This window comes from Microcystis sp. M144S2, from assembly GCF_020246065.1.
Lineage (GTDB): Bacteria > Cyanobacteriota > Cyanobacteriia > Cyanobacteriales > Microcystaceae > Microcystis > Microcystis ichthyoblabe_A.
Genome location: NZ_JADBTR010000154.1, coordinates 1 through 24,538, shown reverse-complemented (window position 1 = coordinate 24,538; position 24,538 = coordinate 1). Strand labels below are relative to the sequence as shown.

Sequence of the window (24,538 nt, the reverse complement as noted above, 5' to 3'; positions counted from 1 at the left end):
GCTTAAGGTTTGAGGGCCAACTAACAAAGATATGCCCAGAGTTGGGTTAGTCATCTATCGGATTAAAATGTAAAGAGAATAATCACCCATACTTCAATCTAATATCCATCCTATGCAAATTACCCTCAACCTTGATGAATCGCTTCTCAAGGAAGCCTTTCAACTGACTAACCTCACCACCCAAGAGGAACTAATGAATCTTGCTCTACAAGAATTCGTGAGATCGCGCCGTAAGAAAAACCTTCTCGACCTTGCCAGACAAATTCAATTTGCCCCAGATTTTGATTATAAAGCCCTACGGGAAACCGGTCATGTTGCTGATTGACACATCTGTGTGGATCAGCGTCTTCCGCAGTCGTGGTGATCAAGTTCGCCAGCAACTGGAAACGTTAATTGCAAATCGTGAGATTTTACTCACCCGCTTTACTCAGCTGGAACTGCTTCAAGGGAGCTTAAACGAGCAAGAGTGGACAATCCTCTCTACTTATCTCGAAGTGCAGGATTATGTTGAACTCACGCCTTCTTCCTGGCAAGCAGCTGCACGTATTTACTATGATCTGCGTCGTCAAGGATTGACTGTTCGCAGCCCAATTGATTGCTGTATTGCTCAAGCAGCATTAGAAAATGATCTGCTTCTAATTCACAACGACCGTGATTTTGAAACCATTGCTCAAGTGCGATCTCTTCAAAATCTCCGTTTTCGGCCCTAGGGTGCGTTCCCTAATCTGACTCTTACTACTCCACCAATAGATTTTTAGGAACGCACCATGCCCATAGATTGAAGCTGTGAGTTTAAGTGCGATGCTGAAGGCACTGGGTAGCAGTACGCCATCGCTGCAGCAACGTGGAGGCTAGAATATATTAAGCCCTATACGTTAGATGTTGTCTATGACTGAACGACTTGAGCAGGCGATCGCCCAATTACAAACCTTGTCAACCGATCAACAGGACGCGATCGCAACCCTAATTTTGGCAGAACTCGAAGAAGAAAAGCGATGGAATGACTCCTTTACCCGCTCACCAAACTTGCTGGCTAAACTAGCAGCCGAAGCAATGGCAGAACATCGATTGGGCAAGACTCAAGAATTAGACCCAGAAACGTTGTGAAGTCTTGTACCACTGCTCGTTTTCGGGAGATGTTTGCAGATCTTCCAAAACCGATTCAAGAGCAGACCCGTAAAGCGTATCGGCAATTCAAAGAAGACCCAAGCTATCCCAGCTTGCGATTCAAGAAAGTCCATCCACAGCTGCCCATCTATTCTGCACGCATCAATAGGGATTATCCTGCTGTCGGTCAATTAGAGGATGATACGGTGATTTGGTTCTGGGTTGGTTCCCATGCAGAGTACGATATGCTGCTGGATCAATTGTAGTGCGATGCCGCTCTGGTAGGCCCAGTTGGGGAATGTTAGGGAAGATTCCCATTGTCGTTAGAAGCGGGTAACGCGACTCGAACGCGCGACATTCACCTTGGGAAGGTGACGTTCTACCACTGAACTATACCCGCAAAACTGTCTCTAATCATAGCATTGACTCCCCGACGAGAGCAACTGCTCTAGGCTGTTTTTCATCATCGCGCCAGTGTGTCCAGAAACGCTAAATAGACTCGCCAGCGGATGATCAAAAATATTCACCGTTCAATTTCTTCATCCTCAAAGAGTCAAGGAGCTAGAGATTGTTTTAAATGCCATTTGTCGATAATATCACCGGGTAATTTTGAGAGTTTGGCAAGGTTTCTTTGAAAATGCCTCTGAGCTTGGACAGGAATTTAGGGGGTATTTTCTGGAAAAGAATCACTATAATTAAATAAAAATGGTACGCTATTTTTTCCCGATCCATCCATGACTAAAACCCGGGGCATTTGCGCCCCACCTTCGCGCCAAGCTTCGATCGCTTCTTTCTGTAAAACTAATCCTCCCCCCTGTTCTTTTAAAGTTTCTGCTAATAGTCTTTGTGCCTCAGCTTTCCCTTTAGCGCGATTAACTTCTGCTTGGGCCTGTTGTTCCGCTTCTTGGGTGATATAAACGGCTCTTTGGGCCCGTTGTTCTGCGATTTGTTTATCTTCGACAGCCCGGGCAAATTCCGGAGAAAAATTCAAATCTACCACACTGGTATCTAAAACTAGAATACCATACTTTTCTAACCGAGTCGATAGGGCATTATCAAAGTCTTCTTTTAACTCACTGCGTCGAGTAATTGCCTCCTCTACGGTTCTTTTAGCGGCGGCAATTTTAAAGGATTCTTGGGTTTGAGGGGCGATAATTTTAGCGACAATATTTTGCAGGGTGCCTTGGGTTCTTCTAATGACCACTACTTGAGTCGGATCAAGACGAAAATTAATCGCAAAACTAGCGGATAAATCCTGTAAATCTTTAGTGGAACTTTGGGCGGGAACTTCAAATTTTTGCACCGTAACATCGTAGATATCGACACTAGAAACAAAGGGAGGTTTAAAGTGCAATCCCTCCAATAAAACCCCGTCCTTAGCCTTTCCTAAAACACTTAAAACCCCCGCTTGTCCGGGAGTTATAATCACATAGGCATTGAAGGCCGCTAAAATTACAATAGCAGCTAATAATCCACCGATCAGGGAAAGTAAATTAATAGCATCTTTTTGGTTCATAGTTTATACTCCTTGACGAGCGACTAAAGCGAGAATTTTTACTGCGATCGCTTGATTAACGGGCATCACTGACAGACGATTTCCTGTCCTTACTAATAATAATTCATCGGCGGTAAAATTTTGTTTTAAAATTCCTAGGGGCAGCATTTGGGGAAAAAGGCGATCAAACTCAACTTTAACCGTCCACCAGCGTGGGGAATCTGGAGAGGATTTGGGATCATAGTAGGGACTATCGCGATCGAATTGTGTGGGATCGATCATATCGGTTTCCACTACGCGCATCAAGCCGACAATCCCCGGCGGGGTGGTATTAGAATGATAAAAAAAGGCCAGATCTCCCCGTTTCATCTGACGGAGAAAATTGCGGGCCTGATAATTTCGCACTCCCTCCCAAATAGTTTGACCATCTTTTTTTAAATCCCCGATACTATAGACATGGGGTTCCGATTTCATTAACCAATAATTTAAATTCATCATTTATACTTGTTATTAATTCAAATAAGCTCAAAAATATTTTTAGCCGTTCCTGTCAGCCTTGTTGCCATAGGATTAAATATAATTCACTTTAGCTGCTTTTGTAGTTCTACTCAAACAATTATTGGGAAGAATGTATCTAAAAATACTTTTGTTAGCAGCAATTTTTAAGGACTATGAGCCTTCAAGTCTAGCTATTCTTGGCAACCGTCAGTTTTTCCCCACAGCTAAAAATAATTTATTCTCCACTATTAAATCGCTCAAATAAGCTGTAAAATAGGATACATTGCTCTAAAAATCTCTAGCCAATCCATAGATTATCGGTGTTCCAAGCCACTCGCCGCCGTTTAGCCTTATGGTACACTGTTGTCACTGCCATACTACTGCTCTTTCTCGCTACGGGAATGTATTTTTATGTGCGCCATACCTTAGTGGATCGCATTGATGATACCCTCAAACACATCATTGAGGTGGTAAATCGTTCCCTCGTGATCGAATCGATTCCCCCGAACCAAGGACGTTATCGCGTCGATCCCCTCGCAAGTTTTCCCAGTCAGGGTAAATCCGTGGAGGACGATCATATAGATTTGGAATGGTTCGATCCCCAAGGTAATCTAGTTTGGTCAACTCTGGCTGAATCCTTAGATATTCCCCTCCATCCCCACCGTCAAGGGGAAACTATTCGCTTATCCGATGATCGTCTGCTGCGACAAATAACCGAAAGGGTGGAAATCGATCATCATGTTTTGGGATATCTGCGGGTAAGTCATCCTTGGTTTGAGGTGACAAAACCAATTAGACAGCTATTATTGGATTTAATCGTCGGAATTTGCCTGATGATTGCCAGTGTCGCTGGGATTGGTTGGTTTTTGTCCGGTTTAGCCATTCAACCAGTAAAAGAGTCCTATCAGAGTTTAAAACAATTTACCGCCGATGCTTCCCATGAATTACGCAATCCGATCGCCACTATCCAAACTAACGTGCAAATGGCGATCGCTTATCCCCAAACTGGCGATCAACGCTTGCAGGTGATCGAGCGTTTAACGGAAAGATTGGGCAATTTAGTCAATGATCTGCTTTTTTTAGCCCGTTCTGATAGTGGCATCGTCCAACCGATCGAGCAAGCTGTACCTTTGGATGCTTTATTGATGGAAGTGGTGGAAGAACAGCGTTTAATCGCCGATAAGCAGGGAATTTGCCTCTCTTTGTCGATTGTGGAACCGAACCAAGAGGATTTTTCCTACAGCGATGAAATGTTTACTATGGAGGGAGATTGGGATCAATTAGCACGTTTATTCACAAATTTAATCTCTAATGCCCTAAAACACGCTTTTTTGCCCGAATCTGAGCCTAAAAATGTAGCAGTGGAGTTGGAAAAAAGTAAACGTGATCGACAATCGGTGTTACTGGTGCGCGTCAAAGATAACGGAATCGGTATTCCCGAGGCTGCTTTGTCCCATATTTTCGATCGCTTTTATCGTCTCGATCCCGCACGACAAAATTCTGCCACTTCTGGGGGAACAGGATTAGGATTAGCGATCGCTTTAGCGATTACCCTCAGTCATCATGGACAAATTAGCGTCGAAAGTCAGATCGATCGAGGAACAATCTTCACCGTCACCCTACCGAAAAGCCATCAACGGGAGAAAAAAACCGAAAAGTCAGAAGCTTAACACCTCTGACTTTTTTTATACCCCCAAGGGAATTCGAATCCCTGTCGCCTCCGTGAAAGGGAGGTGTCCTAGGCCACTAGACGATGGGGGCTTGGATTTCAGACCTTTTTAAATATAACAATAATCTTTCTGGGAGTCAAGGGTTTTGACCAAAATTTTTTTTATCCCGTCCTTGCACAATAGGATAGTCTAAATGAAGATGTTATCGCCCAAAATCCATGGCTGCCGATCCCTATAAAAGCCGACTGTTCAACCTGATCAACCGTCGTTTGATCCGTCTGAAAGATAACCTCAGCCGCGTCTCCCGTCGCGGTCAAAACGCGATCGCTATTGCCCTGCAAATAGCCCTCTATCCCGTCTATTTGCTGGTACAATCCCTGCGGGTGACGGCTAATCAATTGGGGAACAGTCTCCAGAAACAATTATCACCCCCCGGCAAGGATGGAACCGATGCGATCGCGGAATTTCTCCAGAGCTTATCCGACCAAGAAACGGCATTTATTGGCATAGCAGCCGATCTAGAGGATCAAGCTTTAGTTTTCGTCACTAACGATCACCAGACCGTTAAAATCACCGATAATCAAACCCAAAGACAAATAGAAAAACAAATTAGAACGGCACTGGCTAACTACGCCCTCGAAAAACGGAAAATTAAGCGATTAAATCCTCAATATCCGCCTTTATTACCGAATTTTACCGACAAAAATCCTGTCTTGCCTCCGATCCGTTGGTTTTGGAACCTACTACGCTGGGAACAACAGGGACAAATAGCGATCGCCATAGATCTATTCCAAGAATCCCATCTCGTCAAAACCCCGACACCACTCTCCTTACCACTGCCTAATTTAAATTCTCAAGGGATTTTGGAAGTCATTGACGAAAAATTAGCGATTTTCGAGACTAAATTTCTGGCTATCTCCCCCGCAATCCCAGGCAGTTTGAGCCACACCTCTAAACCCCCTTCTGATCTCGTTAACCAGTCCCCGAATCTGGAGAAAAATTCCTCCTATCTCTGGCGACTTTATTGGTTAATTTATGCGGCGATCGAGCATTTCTGGGCAAAAGAAAAGAACAATTTAGAATATAGTGCCGATTCACCCGCTTTATCGGCAAAATATCCCTTAAGTCTTCCTAATTCTCTGCTGATCACCTTCAAGCAACGTCTCCAGGATTGGCTAGAAAAACAAACCCAAGCGGATCCCTTCACGATCGGCAAACTCATCCAAGCGGCGATCGATCACTTCTTTTCCTCTCGCCAATCCCTGACATTTTCCGCCGTCAGCGAGCAAAATTGGCTAGAATCCGCCGATATATCGGCTATTTCTCCCCAAGACTCCGAAAAACCCCGCCTTAACCCCGCTAATTCCCTTAGCCAGTCCCCAGGCACACCAGCCGAGCCTCTTAGCACAAAAAAAGCTTTTAGTCAAGAAAAACAAAATAAATCTTTACAAAAAATCCCCCCGGCCGCTGCTGAAATTACTGCCAGAGAATCTCCCCCCGCCACCCAATTAGATGCCCGCTATGCTAAGGAGATAATTCAACCAATTAACGAAGAATGGTTAGAAACCGAATCAACCCCCGTCGGCTACGTTAAACACCCCTTAGAACGGATTTTAGAGGGATTAGATGCGATTATTTTATGGGTAGAGGAATTAGTCATTAAAATTTGGCGTTGGTTGCGGTATGATCGACGCATTTCTAAATTACTCAAACGCAAACGCTAAATCGAGCGGTTTTGGGTATAGTCGCTCGGGTAGTCTTTCTGTTGTGAGAAACTTGAGACTATCTTTAGGGACTTATACCAATTTTCTAAACTAGCGGCAGAGATGGCTAGTTAAAAAAGGCACTCAACTGACCGATATTATCGTATGGGAATGCACCACCGTTTTATTTCTTTTGATAGTCCCTTCGATTAGTCCCAAACCCTATCAAACACCGAACCCAACTTTTTGGCAAAAAGTAACCAGAAAACTCGGCTTAGGAAAATAATAATTAGGAGTGAATAATCAGTTTTCAGGTTATTAAAGACTGATTATTTATTGCCCCTTTTGCCTATTGCCTATTGCCTATTGCCTGTCCTGATATGTAGCTTATACTCAATGGATTTAGTACCAGTTATCTTAAGGGTGAGTTAGGAAGTCTCTGGTTTTAGGGAACAGGGAACATTAGCCAGTCGTCTGGGGATGATAGCAAATTAGGTTACATTTTATCTGTAGAAGAAACGCTGTAACCTAATTCCGATGATGGCTGTACTTTCTGACCTATTTTTGGTTCCGTCCCTGCCAACAATCTTTTAATATTACCCTGATGACGAACAATCACATAGATTCCCCCCATCAAACTAAATAAAATATAGGGGAGAGGTTGACCCAAAATAACCATTAAAATATTCACCACCAGCGCCCCGATAATCGAACCTAAAGAAACAATCCGGAAAAGTGCGAGCATAACTAAAAAACTCGCCAAAGTTCCGCAAGCCACTAGGGGATTCATCACTAATAAAACCCCTAAACTGGTGGCGACGGATTTACCACCACTAAAATTCAAGAAAATCGATTTACTATGACCGATGATTGCCCCCAATGATGCCCCGATAATTAACCAGTAATACCAACTTTCTGGGAGAGGATTGACATCAATAAAATATAGCCCGCGTACCAGGGCCACCGCCGCCATTCCTTTTAACATATCAATTAATAACACCATCGCCCCGGCAGATTTTCCCAGAGTTCTTAGCACATTGGTGGCTCCAGTGGAACCGGAACCATAGTCACGAATATCGATACCTTTGCTGTATTTACCGATTAAATAACCCGTGGGAATTGAACCGAGCAGATAGGATAAAAGTAAGATACCAAGACTGATAAGAATCGGAATAAGCATAAATTAAGCTGTTCGTAATTTAAATTGCTTGTTGAGACGAGGCAAGAGGGAAAAGGCAAAAGGCAACAGTAAAGGGATTGGGGGAGGTTCGGCTAATCTAAGAATAAGCGGGTTAAATGCGTCTTAGCTTAAACCCAATTTTTAGCAAGAGCGAGCGCCGTTATCAGTGTATCAGCCCGAAGACAAAAACCACTCACAGGGAACCATAGACGGGAATTGCCGCCCCGCGCAAGTCTTTCGCCCCTTCCCCCGCTAGAAAACAGATCACCTCGGCTAGAGATTGGGGACTTACCCAGTCCTTGGCATTTGCCTCTCCCATCGCTTCCCGGTTGCCCGGAGTGTCGATAACACTTGGCAAAACCACGTTAGCAGTAATATTAGTCTGTTTGGTTTCTTCTGCGATCGCTTGGGTTAAAGCCACTACCGCCGCTTTCGAGGCACAATAGGCGGCCAAATTTGCCCCCGGTTGTACGGCACCACGAGAACCGATAGTGACGATACGACCATAATTATGAAGTTTCATCGAGCGTAAACAGTGTTTACACAGTAAAAAAGTGCTATGGAGGTTTAAATCGAACATTTTTAGCCAATCTTCATAGCTAAACTCCTCCGTCGCCCCCATGGTAAAACCCCCGACTAGATGAATTAAAACATCGACCCGACCGAGATCATCAATTAATCTAGCCACGGCAGTTTCTTGGGTTAAATCCACCCTGACAAAGCGAATACGCTCAAATTCCGCCGCACTCAGCCGAGATTTCAGACGAGCTACCTCCCTTTCCTCCCGATAGGTCATGGTTAGATGACCGCCATGGTGTAAAACCGCCGGAGTGACTCCTAAACCCAGTCCTCCCGTACCGCCGGTCAGCAATACCCGTTTATCTTTCATATTGATTGATAGATAGTCGATCGCTCCAATTATAGATGATTTAACCCGGCAATTGGGCAATATTACCGCCTTTCTCGCCAGACTAGGATTCCTTCATCGCTTGTTTTTTCTCCGCCTTCAGGTCGCGACTGCTGGCGGCGGCAATTTCCGCATCCATCAGAGTGCGTCCGGTGGCCGCTAGATAGACATCATCGAGACTAGGACGGGATTGGGCCATGCTAAACACGGGTAATCCCGATTCGGCTAGGGTTTGTTCAATTTTGCTTAAAGGATTGCTATTGGCCGTGACGATAAGATTAAGGGAGTTACCCTGGGCGGTATTGACGATCACCTCCTCGACAAAAGGCAGACGGGATAATAACTCTTTCGCTTTTAGGGCCTCTTCCTCTGGGGAAAATTCTCGCACTTTTAGGGTAATGCGATCGCCACCCAGTTGCTCCTTCAGTTGTGAGGGGGTACCGCGAGCGATGACGATACCATTGTCGATAATTGCCAAGTTATCGGCCAAGGCGTCAATTTCTTCGAGATAATGGCTGGTAATTAATACACTGGTTCCAGCCGCCCGCAATTGTCGCAGAAAATCCCAGACAATCAAACGACTTTCGATATCGAGTCCCACAGTCGGTTCATCCAGCACCAAAACTTCTGGCTGATGCAGTAATCCCGCCGCTAAATCCAGCCGTTTTTTGATGCCGCCGGAATAGGTTCCTGTTTTTTTGTCGGCGTATTCCTCTAATCCTAAAAGATTTATTAATTCTTTGATGCGCTCTCTTGACTTTTGAGCAGGAATGTGATAGATAGCCGCTTGTAGTTGCAACAGTTCCCGGCCCGTGAGCATTTTATCAAGGGCGACTTCTTGGGCAACGTAACCCAGGCGTTTACGGGCGGATTTGGGGTTATTCAGGGCATCGACACCCCCCACCTCGATTTTGCCGCCATCGGGTTTAGCAAGGGTACAAAGACAGCGAATCGTGGTGGTTTTCCCCGCACCATTGGGACCGAGTAAACCGAAGATTTCTGCCGCTGCCACGGTAAAGGAGATATCTTTAACCGCTGCTGTCTGACCGTAGGATTTTTTTAAGTTTTCGATCGCCACCGCAAGGGTCATAAGCTGATTTTCGCCCACTTGAGCGAGACAATTTTTTTGTTAACTTTCTCGGTCTATTTTAACCCAGATTCCCCACTTGAAAATCTGGTATTGTAGATTTGATCTACTCACTGCGCTCTCTGCGGCGGTAATGACTGGCAGCTCAAAGGTTGAGAAGGTGGCACTCGTTGGCAATCCCCACTGATTGCCGATTGTTGGGCCAGGGTTTCCAGTTTAGTCTCAACGACAAGGTGTAAAAAATGGCGGTCCGTTGCATCTTCAATTACCGTAACCGATCAAGGTTCCGATTTTTAACCACAATTTTTCGATAAATTCTCCTTTTTAGCGAAGTTTTTTGTCTCTCGACTGGCAAAATATTCAGCCAGTTTTAAGTAGCTGGTTATAATTAAATTAAAAATGGATTTTAGGTTCGATCCCTCCTGCCCCCCTTGATAAGGGGGGTGCCGATAGGCGGGTGGATCCCCCTTAATAAGGGGGGCATCTGATAATTTTTAACGCCTACCTACTTAAGCCGGTAGATACTGGTGTTTGTTAGGGAGAGTCAGGAATTTTTTACCTAGATTTTTTAACAGTTCCCGAACCATCAACTCCGAGTGCCTTAATACTGTTCGGGTCAATTTTATTAACTCGACCGAGTAGTAAAAATTCAACTCAATCGGTTTTGTAGAGAGCCAACTTATCTCCAAAACCGCGCTAGATCGAGATCGGCTTTGTTGAAATGGAAAACAGGGATTATTCCCTAAAAAACTAGCAACTTTTTTGACTATAATAACGACAAGATTATCGGTATAGTTTTAAACTATCCTAGGATAAGCCCTATCTCGATCGCAGTATATATTTATGAAATTTAGTGAAATTGCCCAAAAATTAAGCCCTTTAGTCTCTGCTCACAGTTTAACTGCCTATCCCGACAGAAATCCCCAAATTAAAGCCATAACTCCCATCGAAACCGCCCTAGTCGATACCATTAGCTATATCGAAGGGGGAAAATTTGCTTCCTTTGTCGCCAAAACTGACGCTACTGCCCTAATTCTGCCCCTGGATAGCAATTTACAACAACAGGCCGACGAACGCGGCATCGCTTGGTTAGCTAGTGCCAATCCCCGACTTTTATTCGCCCACGCCATCAAATTATTCTATCAACCCTTTCAGCCCCAACCCTACATTCACGCCACCGCCGTGGTGCATCCATCGGCTAAAATCGGCCATAAAGTCGCCATCGGGGCCCATGCGGTGGTGGAAGCGAATGTCATCCTCGGTGATGGCGTGTGCATTCATCCTAACGCCGTTATTTACCCCGGGGTGCATATTGGTGATCGCACAATTCTCCACGCGAACTGTACTATCCATGAACGGGTACAAATCGGCAATGATTGCGTTATCCACAGTGGCGCTGTTATCGGTGCCGAGGGCTTCGGTTTTGTGCCGGTTCCCGAAGGCTGGTTTAAGATGGAACAATCGGGTATCGTGGTCTTAGAAGATGGCGTAGAAATTGGCTGTAATAGCGCCGTGGATCGTCCGGCAGTGGGAGAAACCCGCATCGGTAGCCAGACTAAGATCGATAATCTCGTCCATATTGCCCATAATTGCCAAATTGGCCAAGCTTGCGCCCTAGCAGGACAGGTGGGCATGGCAGGAGGCGTAAAAGTGGGCAATCGCGTTATTTTAGCGGGACAGGTGGGCATTGCCAATCAAGCAGTGATCGGGGACGGTGCGATCGCAACAGCCCAAGCTGGCATTCACAACGATATCGGGGCAGGAGAAGTGGTTTCTGGCTCTCCCGCTATCCCCCATAAGCTATTCCTCAAGGTAGCAGCCGCTTACAAGCGTTTACCCGAAATCTATCAAGCGGTTAAGCAGTTGAAAAAATAGCCCTATTCAGGGGACAGGAGGCAGGAGGCAGGAGATTATTTTTATTTATTCTCCCTTCTCCCTTCTCCCCACACCCCACACCCCACACCCCACACCCCACACCCCCATCTCCCCACTGATAACTGATAACTGATAACTGATAACTGAATCAAAGTGACTCGCAAAAGCAAGGGCGCTATCGCCGCAGGACATCCAAAAACTGCCGAAGCTGGACAATTAATCTTAGAAATGGGCGGCAATGCCTTCGATGGGATTGTTGGCTCGATTTTAGCGGCTTTCGTGGTCGAATTTACCCTCGCTTCGGCGGGGGGCGGCGGTTTTTTACTAGCACATACCAAAGAAAAAGTCAATACCCTTTTTGATTTTTTTTGTCAAACTCCCAAATCTAAAAAACCCTTGACAAATATCGACTTTTACCCAGTGGCGATCGATTTTGGTGGTGCTAGTCAAGATTTTCACATTGGCCGAGGTGCGATCGCGACTCCGGGGGCGTTACGGGGATTGGAAATAGTGCAGAAAAAACTAGGAAAATTACCCTTTGCCGTGGTAGCGGAGCCAGCGATCGAATATGCTCGTCAAGGCTACATTTTGAGCCAATATAACGGCTTTTGCCTGGGTTTACTATCTTCGATCCTGCTCAAAGATCGAGAGGGCTTAAAAGTCTATGCCCCGCAAGGAAAACTCCTCCAAGCTGGCGATCGCTGTGTGATGAGGGATTTTGCCAATAGCTTAGAGGAATTAAGCAAAAAAGGCGTAAAAGACTTTTATGAGGGAGAAATCGCCCACCAAATCGCCAAGGATATGCAGGACGGCGGTTATCTTACCCTAGAGGATTTAAATCATTACCAAGTCCTTGAGAGAAAACCCCTAAAAACCGAATATCGGGGGTACGAAATACTGACCAATCCGCCTCCTAGTTCTGGAGGAATTCTCCTGGCTTTTGCCCTAAAATTACTGGAAACAGTCAATTTATCGGCTTTAGAGCCTCTAGGAGCCAAACATCTGCAAATTTTAACGGAAGTGATGGCCTTAACCAATCAAGCTCGCGCCCAAGGCTACGATAATTTTATCCATCAGGAGGGAATCGAAGATAAGTTCCTCTCACCAGAATTTTTAGGCAAATATGCCAATAAATGGGGCAGTACCACCCATATTAGTGTTATCGATGGGGAAGGTAACGCCGCCAGTGCCACCTTTTCCAACGGCGAAGGATCAGCTTATACCGTGCCGGGGACGGGAATTATGCTCAATAATATGATCGGGGAAGCGGACTTAAATCCCTTTGGTTTTCACAATTGGCCTGTTGATCGTCGTTTATCCTCAATGATGTCGCCGACAATGATTTTAGAGGAAGGAAAGCCGCGATTTGTTCTCGGTTCTGGGGGTTCCAATCGCATTCGCACCGCTATTTTGCAGGTTATTAGCAATTTAATCGATTTTCGGCAATCTTTAGCCGATGCGATCGCTGCTTCGCGCATACATTGGGAAAATCAACAATTAGGAATTGAACCCCTAGAAGATCGGGAAAATCTGCTCGAAAATCTGGTTTTACCCGCAAATACTCAAGTATCCCGGTGGCAAGAACAAAATATGTTTTTTGGGGGTGTGCATGGGGTGGCAGTGAATGAGCGGGGGGAGTTAACCGCTACGGGCGATCCGCGTCGGGAGGGAGTAGGATTAGTGATTAGGGATTTTTAGGTAATGGGTACAACTTGCAGGCGTAACCCAAGTGCTTGCAAAACCTTAAGAACTGTAGCAAACTCTGGATTACCCTGATTCGACAAAGATTTGTAGAGACTCTCCCGTCCCAAACCCGTCTCACGAGCAATACGAGTCATCCCTTGAGAACGGGCAATATCCCCTAATGCTGCCACTACTAAGCTAGGATCGCCATCTTCGAGGGCAGCTTCAAGATAAGCGGCGATATCTTCTTTTGTTTTCAAATGATCTGCTGCATCCCAAGGATAAGTCTGAATTGTAGCCATAGAGAACCTCCTATAAGTCTTGGGCTAAATCTAATGCTGTTTTGATGTCCCGTTCAAAATCAATCGAATCTTATTTTAGCCGGTGCTTAAAAGACGGTGGCTTTCATACTCCCGTGTTACTATCGGTAATTAGTAATCGGCCAACATAGTGGTGTGAGCTTGTTTACTTCTTATCGTTTACTGTTTACTTTTGAGATACTCATGTTGCTCTTGCGTTATGGTATTACCGTGAGTGCGGTGCTTGGGTTGATTTTCTTGGCTGAATCCTCGGTTAAGGCACAAACTCAGTCCGCTGCCGATTTATTGAAGAAACCCCAACCTATTGTCAATCCAGTTTCTCAATTACCTGGTCCATCGGCGGCACCGGCAACCACGGAAGCGGATCCCAAAGCCCCTAATTATCTTAATCCTAGTGGCAATCCCCTAATTTTTCCCACCAAACCGGATGAGGTGGGAATTAGGGTAGTACAACCGATCACCTTAAATCAAGCGATCGAATTAGCTTTAAAAAATAATCAGACCTTACAGACAGCCCGGGTAGATTTAGAAATCGCTCGCGCCCAATTAAAGGAACAACAGGCGGCTTTATTACCGGCAGCCCAAGCGGAAACCAGTCTCACTCAAGATCAATCAGCCGCTGCCCAAAGACAGAATAATTTGGCTCGTCAACAGGGAAGGCCACCACTTAACCCTGAAGATAGTACCAACTTTCAGGGTAGTGTTCGCATTGTCTATGGGGTTTATACAGGGGGTGAACGGTCAGCCCAGATCAAAAGGGCCGAAAAAGTCATCCGGCAAAGGGAATTAGAGGTGGAACGAGTCTCGGAACAAACTCGTTTTGATGCTACCGATGCCTATTATGAATTACAGAGGGGTGACGCTCAGGTAGCGATCGCCCAAGCCTCGATCGAAGATGCTAGTCAAAGTTTGCGCGATGCTCAATTATTGGAACAAGCGGGACTAGGAACCCGATTTGCTGTCCTACAGGCGGAAGTTGACCTCGCTAACGCTAACCAAGACTTAACCCGGGCGATTTCTACCCAGCGTATTTCCCGACGGCGACTGGCACAGATATTGAGTGTCGGTCAGCACATCGAGTTAACCGCTGCCGATGAGATTCGCGAGGCGGGAACTTGGGGCTTAAGTCTTGATGATAGTATCGTTTTGGCCTATAAAAATCGCGCGGAATTAGAACAACAACTCTTACAGAGGGAAATTAACGCAGAAGACCGCTCGATCGCTATTTCGGCGGTGATTCCCCAGGTGGACCTTTTGGGCGAGTATAATGTCCTCAACGATCTCAGTGATGAAGCTGGTTTTGGCGATGGTTTTAGCGTCGGCGGCCGGATTCGTTGGACTTTCTTTGATGGTGGTCGTGCTTTTGCTCGCGCCCGTCAAGCGGAAAGAAATATCGATCGCGCCGATACGGAATTCTCCCTCCGTCGCAATGAAATTCGCCTTCAGGTGGAGGAATCTTACTATAATTTGATTTCTAACCAAGAAAACATTAAAACTTCGCAAAAAAGCATTGAATCGGCCACGGAAAGTCTGCGATTAGCCCGTTTACGCTTTCAGGCCGGTGTGGGAACCCAAACGGACGTGATCAACTCCCAACGGGATTTAACCGATGCCAGAAGTCGTTATCTACAGGCGATCGTTGATTACAATAGATCCCTGAATAGTCTCCAGCGATCGATTAGTAATTTACCAGACAATCGTTTGTTTGAAGTGCGTTAATTGTGGGATTTATCGAGGTGTGGTGTGGGGGGAGATTTGCCTATCTCCCCTATTTTAAGGAGTTTCGATAGATCACTGGGTTAGGCGATCGTTCCCGTCAAGGGGGAACTAGGACTAGCATAGGACTTAATCGGCATTCTTCCCGCTAAATAGGCTAAACGTCCCGCTTTTGCTGCCATTGCCATGGCTTGGGCCATCATAGCTGGATTGGCCGCCATAGCGATCGCACTGTTAATTAATAAAGCATCGGCCCCCATTTCCATAGCCCGGGCCGCTTCTGAGGGTGTACCGATCCCGGCATCGACCACCACGGGAATTTTGGCCGATTCGATGATAATCGCGATATTTGCCTCATTTTTCAGGCCCTGTCCCGACCCAATCGGCGATCCTAGGGGCATAACCGTGGCGCAGCCAGCTTCCTCTAAACGTTTGGCCAAGAGAGGATCGGCGTTAATATAGGGCAGTACGGCAAAACCTTCTTTAACTAATTGTTCCGCCGCTTGCAAAGTTCCGATCGGATCGGGTAATAAATATTTAGGATCGGGAATAACTTCGAGTTTAATAAAGTTATTGTCTTCCTGTCCCAATAATTTGGCCATTTCTCGCCCTAAACGGGCCACCCGAATCGCTTCTTCGGCCGTTTGACAACCGGCAGTGTTGGGCAACATCCAAATTTTAGACCAATCGATCGCCTCTGCTAATCCCTCATGGCCGGGCTTGCCCTGAGCCAAGTCGAAGGGTGCGTTCGTTTGTACTCGTCTAACGGCAACGGTGACAATCTGACATTCACTGGCACTAATACTTTCCTGCATAGTCGTCAGATTGGCATATTTGCCAGTCCCAGTCATCAAGCGGGAGTGAAAGGTTTTCCCGGCAATGGTGAGGCGATCATTCTGGGGCGATAAAAGTGCTTGGGGTTTATTCTCAATAATAGTTAAGGACATAGGTGGAATAGTAACGGGTGATGGTTGATTAAAGCGATCGCAGCTAAAATGGGTCAAAATGGGATTAACTTTGTCATTAATCACCAGGTCAGCAATCAAGGAAGCAGTGACAGGAGCGAGTAAAATGCCGTTACGATAGTGACCCGTGGCTAAAATCAGGTTATCACAGCTACTGCGGCCTAAAATGGGCAATTCATCCGGTGTACCCGGGCGGAATCCCCACCACATTTCCTCGATTTCCCAGTCAGCTAAAGGGGGATAGAGACGGGTAGCACGCGCAAAAAGGGTTTGCAATCCTTGGGGTGTATTGCCAGTTTGCCAGGCGACTTTTTCAGAAGTGGCCCCGATAATTAAACGACCATGGCGACGGGGAACCAGATAGGTTTGGGGACCGAATAAAACCCTAGTTAAGGTCTGGTTAGGAGGCATTTTTACCGCGGCCATTTGACCTTTGACGGGATGGATAGGGAGGGGTAATAGTTGACTGGCCCAAGATCCCGTCGCTAAAATATAAATTTTTGCTTCTAATTCCCCAATTGAGGTATAAATACTCTTGACTTTTCCCTGCTTTTGTTGTATGGCGTGGACTTCTACCCCTTGGCGAATTTCTACCCCTAAATTTTCGGCCGCTTGTTGCAGCCCAGTCACTAGCTGCCGGTTGTCCACTTGTCCATCGTCGGGATACCACCAACCACCGACCACATCTTTACCTAGTCCGGGTTGGTAGAGATGAACTGCATTGCTGTCTAACCAAATTTTATTAACTTCCTCGGTAGTAACGGGCTGATCTAGCTCGTAAACGGGAGCAAGAATACCACAGGGATAGTAACCGCTGTTTATTCCCGTTAAATCCTCGATTTTGCGGCTCCACTCTGGATATAGCCAGCGCGATTGTAAACAAAGATCGAGAAACGGACCCGCGGGAATCCCTTCTGCATGGGGGGCCAACATTCCCGCAGCCGCACGACTAGCGGCCTGAGCTATATCTCGAACTAGGAGGGTAACTTTTGCCCCGCGCAATTGCAAATCGACGGCGATCGCTAATCCGATGATACCACCGCCCAGGATCAAAATTTCGCTAGTTGAGTTCATAAAAGTCTCTGGCACCGAAAAGAATTACTGGAATGACAAGCAATTAGAAGTTAAAACAAGAAAGACGCAGTAAAATAGCATATATATTTTTTTATCCCAATTAATCATAATTTTTAGCTTGATTGACTGCTAAACTCGCAATTAGTGGGCCGAGAGGGGGAAGAAGTGAGGCTACTGGCATAATTTAAGCTTAAGATGATTTGTAGTCAATCTTTTCTAAGCTTCCCTTTTTCTTTAGAGCTTATGACTTCCCCTGCTGTCGATCGAGTTTATCAAGGTCAATTCGGAGAGTTTACGATTACGGATAGCGATCGCCTAGGCGTGCGTCTCTACCGTCTGGGGTTAAATTTAGCGGCTTTTAGTTTCGCTGTCGCTACAATTATAGTTCTCACCGGACTGCAATTACTGCCCCTGACTAACCTTTTATACATTGGTTTTTGTCTGGGGTTAGGCATCAGTTTATTGACTATCCATATATATTTAATTCCCCTCCATCGTCTCCTGCAAGTTTTTTGGCTAATCGGGGCGATTACTTCCCTAATTTTCAGCCTCTATTCTCACCTTTCTCTCCTAGAATTTGTCTATAACCATCCGCTGAGTTTATTCGGTGTGGGCTTTATTTTTGCTAGTCTCACGGGGATTTATTTCAAAGAAGCTTTTTGTTTTAATCGTCTAGAAACCAAGTTTTTAACCCCTCTAGTTCCCACCCTTTTACTCGGTCATCTTTTGGGGATATTGCCCTTAAATTGGGAGAAGGGGCTATTAATTCTCTGGGCGACTTTATTCGTTATCTTTGCTCTGAGAAAATTAAGCCAACCTCTCCCCAACGATATCGGTGATAAATCGGTCTTTGAACATCTTAATCACTGATAACTGATAACTGTTACCTATCTGGAGTCCTCGATGGTAGCCGGATTAGCAGTATTGGGAGTCTTGCTGGTGAACATTTGTATCAGACTAAAACCGACAAAAGCGAGTAAAGCTATGCCACCAATAGCAGTAACAATTTTACCCACGAGATTTTCTGTGCGGGGTTGTTCGGGGGCATCCTCGTTGGGATCCTCCGAATGGGCAAAACGATTGTAGAGGAAATCGAGGGCTTCATTGCGGAGTTCGTAGTAACGGGGATCCTCGGTGATTTGGGAACGAACCCGGGGACGAGCAAAAGGCATCTTTAACACCTCACCGATTTTAGCACTTGGGCCGTTGGTCATCATCACCAAGCGATCGCACAAGAACAAAGCCTCATCGATATCGTGGGTAATCATCAACACGGTTAACTGGTGTTCTTGCCAGATTTTCAGCAATTCTTCCTGTAATTCCTCTTTAGTAATCGCATCTAAGGCCCCAAAGGGTTCATCGAGGATGAGGACTTGGGGACGAATGGCCAGGGCGCGGGCGATCGCAACCCGTTGTTTCATGCCTCCCGATAATTGGGGGGGCTTTTTCTGGGCTGCTTCTGTCAATCCCACTAAGGATAGATTTTCTTCCACGATCTTCACCTTCTCAGCATGAGATTTTTCGGGATAAACGGAATTAACCCCGATATAAACGTTCTCAAAGGCAGTTTTCCAGGGCAAAAGCGAATAATTTTGGAATACCATCATCCGGTCCGGTCCCGGTTCCTTAACCTCTTTATCCTGTAGCAGCACTTGCCCACGACTAGGAGAAGAAAACCCCGCCACCATATTTAAAAGGGTCGATTTACCGCAGCCGGAGTGACCGATAATGCAGACAAATTCCCCCTCATTGACTTGCAGCTCCACACCGTCTAAAACGGTGTAAACCCCTTCGGGGGAGGGGTATTCTTTGGCAACATTACTAACTAATAAAAAAGGCTGGGTAGTGGTGCTGGAATTCACGGTCTTATCGGTAAAAGTTTGCATATTCGTCCTAGATTTATTTTAAGGTGGGCAAAGCCCACCACAATCATTAATTAGCGACGGGATCATCGAGGAGAACTTCTGAGACGCGATAATCGCGACGGATCGAGAAACGTTCCAGATAGCCGATCGGATCGTCAGGACTGAAAATAAGATGATCAAAGAGGGCGAAACTGTGGCGATCGGGTTCCAAATCGGGAAGGCCCAGGGACCGGCAAGCTTCACCAAACAGATCGGGACGACGGACGCGTTCAATCACTTCCACCCAGTTGCGGGGGAACGGTGCGTAACCCCAACGGGCAAGCTGAGTTAGGGTCCATAGGGCCTCACTGCGGCCTGGACAGTTAGCTTGATCGACGTAAAACTGATTAAATCGGAATAGGGGTTCGGGGGCAGTTCCTAAACCGCGATCGTAACCATCGAGGAAACCGGGGCGGATAATTGCGCTATCCACACCCACATACTGGGGCTGACTGAGAATATTAACGATATGTTCTCGATTACGCTGATCATCGCAGTATTCGCAGGCTTTAATTAAAGCTTTCACCATGGCGATATGGGTTTCGGGATGTTTCGCTGCCCAAGTTTCCTTAACCCCGAGGACTTTTTCCTGGTGTCCGGGCCAAATATCGAGATCGGTGGCGATAACGTAGCCTAATTTTTCGTGAACGGCGTAGGAGTTCCAGGGTTCCCCCACACAATAACCGTCGATCTTACCCGCTTTTAGTAGGGAAACCATTTGAGGCGGCGGAATTACGGCTAAATTGACATCACTATCGGGATCGATGCCGCCACTAGCTAACCAGTAGCGTAACAGCAGATTGTGCATGGAAGCGGGGTGAACCATGCCGAAAGTGGCGATTTGATCGGGACTTTGCTGGAGGGCCTCCTTTAAGTCCTCCAGTTTTTCTACCCCCAATTCCCTGTATTTATTGCTGAGGGTGATGGCGTTACCGTTGCGACTGAGTACCAAAGCACTAATCACGGGGACAGAGGGCTTATTTCCAGCCCCAATGGTCATGCTCAGGGGCATTCCCGCCACCATCTGGGCCGCATCGAGACGACCGGTGGCCACTCCTTGGGCGAGCGCTTTCCAGTTGGGTTCCCGTTGCAGGATAACATCCTCTAATCCTTCCTCGGCGAAGAAACCTTTCTCTTTGGCGATAATAATCGGGGCGCAATCGGTGAGGGGGATAAAACCGATGGTGGGATTGGTTTTCAGTCTGGTAGCTTGGCCGATCACTGTTACTGGTTCGGTGGGTTGGCCGACTTTCTTCGATCGCTTCTGTTGGTTGAGGAAATAAACGATCTCGTTACGGAGGGAGTAGTAACTGGGGTGGTTAACTACTTCTAAACGATGCCGGGGCCGGGGAATGGGAACATCGAGAATCTGACCGATATGGGCCTCCGGACCAGTGGTTAACATCACCACTCGATCGGATAGTAATAGGGCTTCATCCACATCGTGCGTGACCATGATACAGGTAACGTGGCTTTCCTCGACGATTTCCATCAAACGTTCCTGTAAATTGCCTCTGGTTAACGCATCCAGCGCCCCAAAGGGTTCATCGAGTAGGAGGACTTTCGGCCGTAGGGCTAGGGCGCGGGCGATCGCCACCCGTTGTTTCATGCCTCCCGATAATTCTCCCGGTCGTTTGTTGGCGGCATGGCGCAGGTGTACCATATCGATACTATGTTCGATGACACTTTTGCGTTCAGCAGCCGGTAGATGACGCAGCACGCGGTTAACTCCTAGGGCGATATTTTCCCGGACGGTTAACCAGGGCAGCAGCGAATAATTCTGGAACACCACCATGCGATCGGGGCCGGGGCCTTTAATTTCTCTTCCCTCTAAAATCACCCCTCCCACCGTCGGGCGATCGAGTCCAGCGACCATATTTAAGAGGGTGGATTTCCCGCAACCGGAGTGACCGATTAAAGAGATAAATTCCCCTTGAGTAACGCTGAGATCGATATTTTTTAGGGCGATATATTGACGGCCATCGGGGAGAGGGAAAACCTTATCAATGTGATCGACTTCAATAAATGCAGACATTTTCAGTTATCAGTTATCGGTTATCAGTTATCAGTTATCAGTTTCTGAAGGCAAGAGGCAAAAGAAAGAATCTGGCAATTCTCCTATCTAACAAGAAGGTTAGAAACTAGGTAGATCAAAGCTTTTAGCTTAACAAATTAGGTTTTAGATTCGACCCTTGTTATCGGGGGTGAGGTGGTTTGGGTGGCTAATAATTTAGTTTTGAACCTCACCCACTTTTATTTACTTGTAACAATTAAACTTATTTATTTTCTTCTGGTACAACTAATTTAGCGATGTAGGCCATGAGGCGATCGAGTAGGAAACCAACAATACCCACATAAATCAGAGCGAGAATAATTTCACTGATCATGGAACTATTCCAAGCATCCCAGATAAAGAAGCCAATTCCCACGCCACCGATCAGCATTTCTGCCGCTACAATCGCCAACCAAGATAAACCGATACCGATTCTTAATCCCGTGAAAACGTAGGGAACGGTGGCGGGAAAAAGAATATTGAAAAAATATTCAACTTTGGATAATTTTAGCACTCTAGAGACGTTTTTATAGTCTTGGGGAACCTGTTGTACTCCCACGGCTGTGTTAATAATAATTGGCCAAATTGCTGTAATAAAAATTACAAATATGGCACTAGGTTCGTTATTACGAAAAGCCGCTAGGGAGATGGGTAGCCAAGCTAGGGGGGGAACGGTACGCAGGATTTGGAAAATCGGATCGATCGCATCATAAATTAGGGCGCTACTACCGATTAAAATTCCCGCAGCGATGCCAACAATAGCGGCAAGGGTAAAACCGACGGCCACCCGTTGTAAACTGGCGAAAATTTGCCAGAATAACCCCACATCCGTGCCACCATTATTAAAAAAGGGATTAATAATTAATTCCCAGGTATCGCTAACCACTTTGGTGGGACTAGGGAGGGGGGCATCGGGACTAAAACAGAGTATTTGCCAGATGACGAGGAAAATTAATAAAGCAATCGCCGAAGTTGCTAGTTTGGGTAATTTTTTTTTGAGGTCTTTTACCCATTTTGTACCTTGAGAACGACGAGAAATAGAAACAGCCATAATCAGTTATCAGTTATCAGTTATCAGTTATCAGTTATCAGTGGTTGAGTGGTCAGTGGTTCAGTGATCAGCATCAGTGATCAGTTATCAGTTATTAATTACCAGCTATCAGAAAATCATCTTTAACTGTTGACTGGTTACTGATTACTGAACACTGATTTAAACCTTTTTAATCTTGAGAGATTTCAGGTAAGCTTGGGGATTTTCGGGATCAAATTTCACGCCATCAAAGAAAGTTTCCACACCGCGAGAGGTAGAGGTGGGAATTTGATCAGCCGGAACATTGAGGGCTGTGGCGGCTTCTCTCCAGATATCTTCCCGGTTAACCTTATCAACTAAAGCTTTGATGTCCGTATCGGCGGGAATATAGCCCCAACGGATGTCTTCAGTCACAAACCAAGTATCATGACTCTTGTAGGGATAGGAAGCGTTATCAGCCCAGAATTTCATGGCTACGGGGCTATTTTCGATTTTGCGACCATCACCGAAATCGATATTACCTTGCATTCTGCCCAAGATATCGGCGGGGTCAATTTTCAGCCATTCCCGTCCTGAAATAATCTCGCACATTTCCTTAACATTAGCGGGATCGTTGCACCATTGCTGCGCTTCTAGAACAGCCATAGTTAAAGCTTTTGCCGCTTTGGGATTTTTATCCACCCAATCGGCGCGTAAAGCAAAGGCTTTTTCGGGGTGATCCTTCCAGAATTCTCCGGTGATCAGGGCAGTGTACCCGAGGCCTTTGGAGACGATTTGGGCGTTCCACGGTTCGCCGACACAGAACGCGTCCATGGTGCCGACTTTCATATTGGCCACCATCTGCGGCGGGGGAACGACGATGAGGGAGATGTCATTATTGGGATCGATGCCGCCCGCAGATAGCCAGTAACGCATGAACAGGTCGTGGTTGCCCCCCGGAAAGGTGACGGCAGCTTTCATTTCTTTGCCGGCAGATTTCGCTTTGGTGAGGGTTTCTTTGAGTTTAGAACTGTCGAGGTCGAGTTTTAAATCCGCGTGGGATTTGGAGATCGATATCGCCTGACCGTTGGTATTCAAACGCGCCAGAATATACATTGGTACGGGCTGTTTGGTGATTTTGCCCAAGGTCATTAGGTAGGGCATGGGGCTGAGGATGTGGGATCCGTCGATACCGTTACCCGCCGAACCTAATTCGAGGTTATCCCGGGTTGCAGCCCAAGAGGCTTGTTTCATCACTTGCACATCGGGCATCCCGTGTTTAGCGAATAAACCTTTTTCCTTGGCGATAATTAAGGGGGCAGCGTCGGTGAGGGCAATAAAACCTAGTTTAGCGGTGGTGACTTCGGGAGTTTCTCCACTGGCAGCGGGGGAAGCGGCAGGACTGCCGGCCGGGGAGGGACTGGTCGCGGTATTATTGGGAGTGGCGCAACCGTGGAGAATTGCTGTTCCTACGGCAGTTGCCCCGGCAGTGAAGATAAATCTACGTCTAGAAAGTTTACTCATGGACTAAAAAATCGTGATTAGAAACTAAACAAAGGTGATGAAACGGTGAAAAATTCTCATTATTTCCCCTAACTGACTGCGGTGATAACCGAGAAAATTTCTTGAAAGTAACTGTTGATTCAGTAAGGAGGCTTTGACTATTCTTATCTCTTGATCGCTTTTGCTTCTCCATCTGGGGAGATTTAGCAGTAGTTTTTGTCTAAGAGATTTTTTCTAGAAGCATAACAGTTTTGAGGAGTGGATAGATAGATAGGGGCGGTTTTTGGTCATCTGGGCTAGAAAGATCAGTTTATTTCAGGGTTATTACCGAAGCAATTAACTTAAATTTACAGTCTTCAACAGGAAAATTCGTATAGATTGTTACAAAATATTGCCAGCCATGTAATAAAAGCATAAAAATTTGTCTGAAACGCATGGTAGAGCCATGGGGATTTTTAGCTATCTTGACTCAGTTATCGGATTTGAGTTTGCAGTTCAATGATTACCAGTTGGGTGCATCTCACATTTGTGAATCTCTCCCAGTTATGATGACCAGCAGAAGTTATTACGCCAATGGTAGAGGCCCATCGTGGTCAGTGAGTTTATCGAACTGCGTGCGCCCAAAATGTAATAAGCTGCCCTGGTATTTAAGTAGCTGGTTATAATTAAATTAAAAATGGATTTTAGGTTCGATCCCCCCTGCCCCCCTTGATAAGGGGGGTGCCGATCCCCCCTTAGTCCCCCCTTTAATCCCCCCTTAATAAGGGGGGCATCTGACAACTTTTAACG

General features: G+C 46.2%; 21 protein-coding genes and 2 tRNA genes. 10 read left to right on the top strand and 13 right to left on the bottom strand.

Features of this window, described 5'->3' with window-relative positions; translation table 11 throughout:
* The first annotated feature begins 112 nt into the window (after nt 1-112).
* The 4 genes from IM462_RS17800 to IM462_RS17785 all read left to right on the top strand — a co-directional run bounded on the left by IM462_RS17800 (nt 113) and on the right by IM462_RS17785 (nt 1,373).
* Nucleotides 113-325 carry a type II toxin-antitoxin system VapB family antitoxin gene (locus IM462_RS17800; protein WP_287704199.1) on the top strand — a complete coding sequence of 71 codons (213 nt, stop codon included), beginning with the start codon at nt 113-115 and terminating at the stop codon, nt 323-325.
* Complete coding sequence (vapC, locus tag IM462_RS17795; RefSeq protein ID WP_194016021.1) at nt 312-710, top strand: type II toxin-antitoxin system VapC family toxin; 399 nt, start codon at nt 312-314, stop codon at nt 708-710. Before IM462_RS17800 ends, vapC begins: the two co-directional genes overlap by 14 nt.
* 178 nt (nt 711-888) lie before the next feature.
* Nucleotides 889-1,107, top strand: coding sequence for a hypothetical protein (locus IM462_RS17790; protein ID WP_043997602.1), 219 nt, complete (start codon nt 889-891; stop codon nt 1,105-1,107).
* Between the two features lie 29 nt (nt 1,108-1,136).
* Nucleotides 1,137-1,373 carry a ParE family toxin-like protein gene (locus IM462_RS17785; RefSeq protein ID WP_502846412.1) on the top strand — a complete coding sequence of 79 codons (237 nt, stop codon included), beginning with the start codon at nt 1,137-1,139 and terminating at the stop codon, nt 1,371-1,373.
* 62 nt (nt 1,374-1,435) lie between these two features.
* On the opposite strand, the gene IM462_RS17780 is transcribed toward IM462_RS17785, so the two are convergent.
* The 3 genes from IM462_RS17780 to IM462_RS17770 all read right to left on the bottom strand — a co-directional run bounded on the left by IM462_RS17780 (nt 1,436) and on the right by IM462_RS17770 (nt 3,100).
* Nucleotides 1,436-1,507 (bottom strand) — tRNA-Gly (locus tag IM462_RS17780).
* A gap of 261 nt (nt 1,508-1,768) precedes the next feature.
* Complete coding sequence (locus tag IM462_RS17775) at nt 1,769-2,623, bottom strand: prohibitin family protein (protein WP_287704195.1); 855 nt, start codon at nt 2,621-2,623, stop codon at nt 1,769-1,771.
* A 3-nt stretch (nt 2,624-2,626) separates the two neighbouring features.
* Nucleotides 2,627-3,100, bottom strand: coding sequence for an EVE domain-containing protein (locus IM462_RS17770; RefSeq protein WP_287704193.1), 474 nt, complete (start codon nt 3,098-3,100; stop codon nt 2,627-2,629).
* Nucleotides 3,101-3,420: 320 nt separating this feature from the next.
* On the opposite strand from IM462_RS17770, the gene IM462_RS17765 reads away from it, so the two are divergent.
* Nucleotides 3,421-4,770, top strand: a complete 1,350-nt coding sequence (locus IM462_RS17765) for a sensor histidine kinase (RefSeq protein WP_287704191.1) — start codon at nt 3,421-3,423, stop codon at nt 4,768-4,770.
* Between the two features lie 18 nt (nt 4,771-4,788).
* Here the strand turns inward: IM462_RS17765 and IM462_RS17760 are convergent.
* A tRNA-Glu gene (locus tag IM462_RS17760) sits at nt 4,789-4,861 on the bottom strand.
* 127 nt (nt 4,862-4,988) lie between these two features.
* Here IM462_RS17760 and IM462_RS17755 point away from each other — a divergent pair.
* Complete coding sequence (locus IM462_RS17755; RefSeq protein WP_287704189.1) at nt 4,989-6,494, top strand: hypothetical protein; 1,506 nt, start codon at nt 4,989-4,991, stop codon at nt 6,492-6,494.
* 475 nt (nt 6,495-6,969) lie between these two features.
* On the opposite strand, the gene plsY is transcribed toward IM462_RS17755, so the two are convergent.
* The 3 genes from plsY to IM462_RS17740 all read right to left on the bottom strand — a co-directional run bounded on the left by plsY (nt 6,970) and on the right by IM462_RS17740 (nt 9,650).
* A complete protein-coding gene (plsY, locus tag IM462_RS17750; protein WP_502845528.1) occupies nt 6,970-7,653 on the bottom strand; it encodes a glycerol-3-phosphate 1-O-acyltransferase PlsY in 684 nt (227 codons plus the stop codon).
* 193 nt (nt 7,654-7,846) lie between these two features.
* Nucleotides 7,847-8,542 carry a 3-oxoacyl-ACP reductase FabG gene (fabG, locus tag IM462_RS17745; RefSeq protein WP_287704187.1) on the bottom strand — a complete coding sequence of 232 codons (696 nt, stop codon included), beginning with the start codon at nt 8,540-8,542 and terminating at the stop codon, nt 7,847-7,849.
* Between the two features lie 82 nt (nt 8,543-8,624).
* Nucleotides 8,625-9,650, bottom strand: a complete 1,026-nt coding sequence (locus IM462_RS17740) for an ABC transporter ATP-binding protein (protein ID WP_287704185.1) — start codon at nt 9,648-9,650, stop codon at nt 8,625-8,627.
* 840 nt (nt 9,651-10,490) lie between these two features.
* Here IM462_RS17740 and lpxD point away from each other — a divergent pair.
* Together lpxD and ggt are read left to right on the top strand one after the other, a co-directional pair.
* Nucleotides 10,491-11,522, top strand: a complete 1,032-nt coding sequence (lpxD, locus tag IM462_RS17735; RefSeq protein WP_287704184.1) for a UDP-3-O-(3-hydroxymyristoyl)glucosamine N-acyltransferase — start codon at nt 10,491-10,493, stop codon at nt 11,520-11,522.
* Between the two features lie 153 nt (nt 11,523-11,675).
* Nucleotides 11,676-13,220, top strand: coding sequence for a gamma-glutamyltransferase (ggt, locus tag IM462_RS17730; RefSeq protein WP_287704182.1), 1,545 nt, complete (start codon nt 11,676-11,678; stop codon nt 13,218-13,220).
* Here the strand turns inward: ggt and IM462_RS17725 are convergent.
* Nucleotides 13,217-13,507, bottom strand: a complete 291-nt coding sequence (locus tag IM462_RS17725) for an addiction module antidote protein (protein WP_287704180.1) — start codon at nt 13,505-13,507, stop codon at nt 13,217-13,219. The two genes, ggt and IM462_RS17725, sit on opposite strands and share 4 nt — an antisense overlap.
* Nucleotides 13,508-13,708: 201 nt before the next feature.
* Between IM462_RS17725 and IM462_RS17720 the strand changes: the two genes are divergently transcribed.
* Complete coding sequence (locus tag IM462_RS17720; RefSeq protein WP_287704178.1) at nt 13,709-15,244, top strand: TolC family protein; 1,536 nt, start codon at nt 13,709-13,711, stop codon at nt 15,242-15,244.
* An 80-nt stretch (nt 15,245-15,324) separates the two neighbouring features.
* On the opposite strand, the gene thiO is transcribed toward IM462_RS17720, so the two are convergent.
* Nucleotides 15,325-17,280, bottom strand: a complete 1,956-nt coding sequence (gene thiO, locus IM462_RS17715; protein ID WP_287704176.1) for a glycine oxidase ThiO — start codon at nt 17,278-17,280, stop codon at nt 15,325-15,327.
* 243 nt (nt 17,281-17,523) lie between these two features.
* Between thiO and IM462_RS17710 the strand changes: the two genes are divergently transcribed.
* Complete coding sequence (locus tag IM462_RS17710) at nt 17,524-18,150, top strand: DUF2301 domain-containing membrane protein (RefSeq protein ID WP_287704174.1); 627 nt, start codon at nt 17,524-17,526, stop codon at nt 18,148-18,150.
* A 17-nt stretch (nt 18,151-18,167) separates the two neighbouring features.
* Here IM462_RS17710 and IM462_RS17705 read toward each other — a convergent pair whose 3' ends face one another.
* The 4 genes from IM462_RS17705 to IM462_RS17690 form a co-directional block, all read right to left on the bottom strand.
* Nucleotides 18,168-19,166 carry a nitrate ABC transporter ATP-binding protein gene (locus IM462_RS17705; RefSeq protein ID WP_287704171.1) on the bottom strand — a complete coding sequence of 333 codons (999 nt, stop codon included), beginning with the start codon at nt 19,164-19,166 and terminating at the stop codon, nt 18,168-18,170.
* A gap of 46 nt (nt 19,167-19,212) precedes the next feature.
* Nucleotides 19,213-21,219 (bottom strand): ABC transporter ATP-binding/substrate-binding protein, encoded by a 2,007-nt coding sequence (locus IM462_RS17700; protein ID WP_287704168.1) that lies wholly within the window; start codon nt 21,217-21,219, stop codon nt 19,213-19,215.
* Between the two features lie 241 nt (nt 21,220-21,460).
* Nucleotides 21,461-22,288, bottom strand: coding sequence for a nitrate ABC transporter permease (gene ntrB, locus IM462_RS17695; protein ID WP_287704166.1), 828 nt, complete (start codon nt 22,286-22,288; stop codon nt 21,461-21,463).
* 159 nt (nt 22,289-22,447) lie between these two features.
* The gene (locus tag IM462_RS17690; protein ID WP_287704164.1) at nt 22,448-23,770 is read right to left on the bottom strand and encodes a CmpA/NrtA family ABC transporter substrate-binding protein; all 1,323 of its coding nucleotides are present in this window, start codon (nt 23,768-23,770) and stop codon (nt 22,448-22,450) included.
* Between the last annotated feature and the right edge of the window lie 768 nt (nt 23,771-24,538).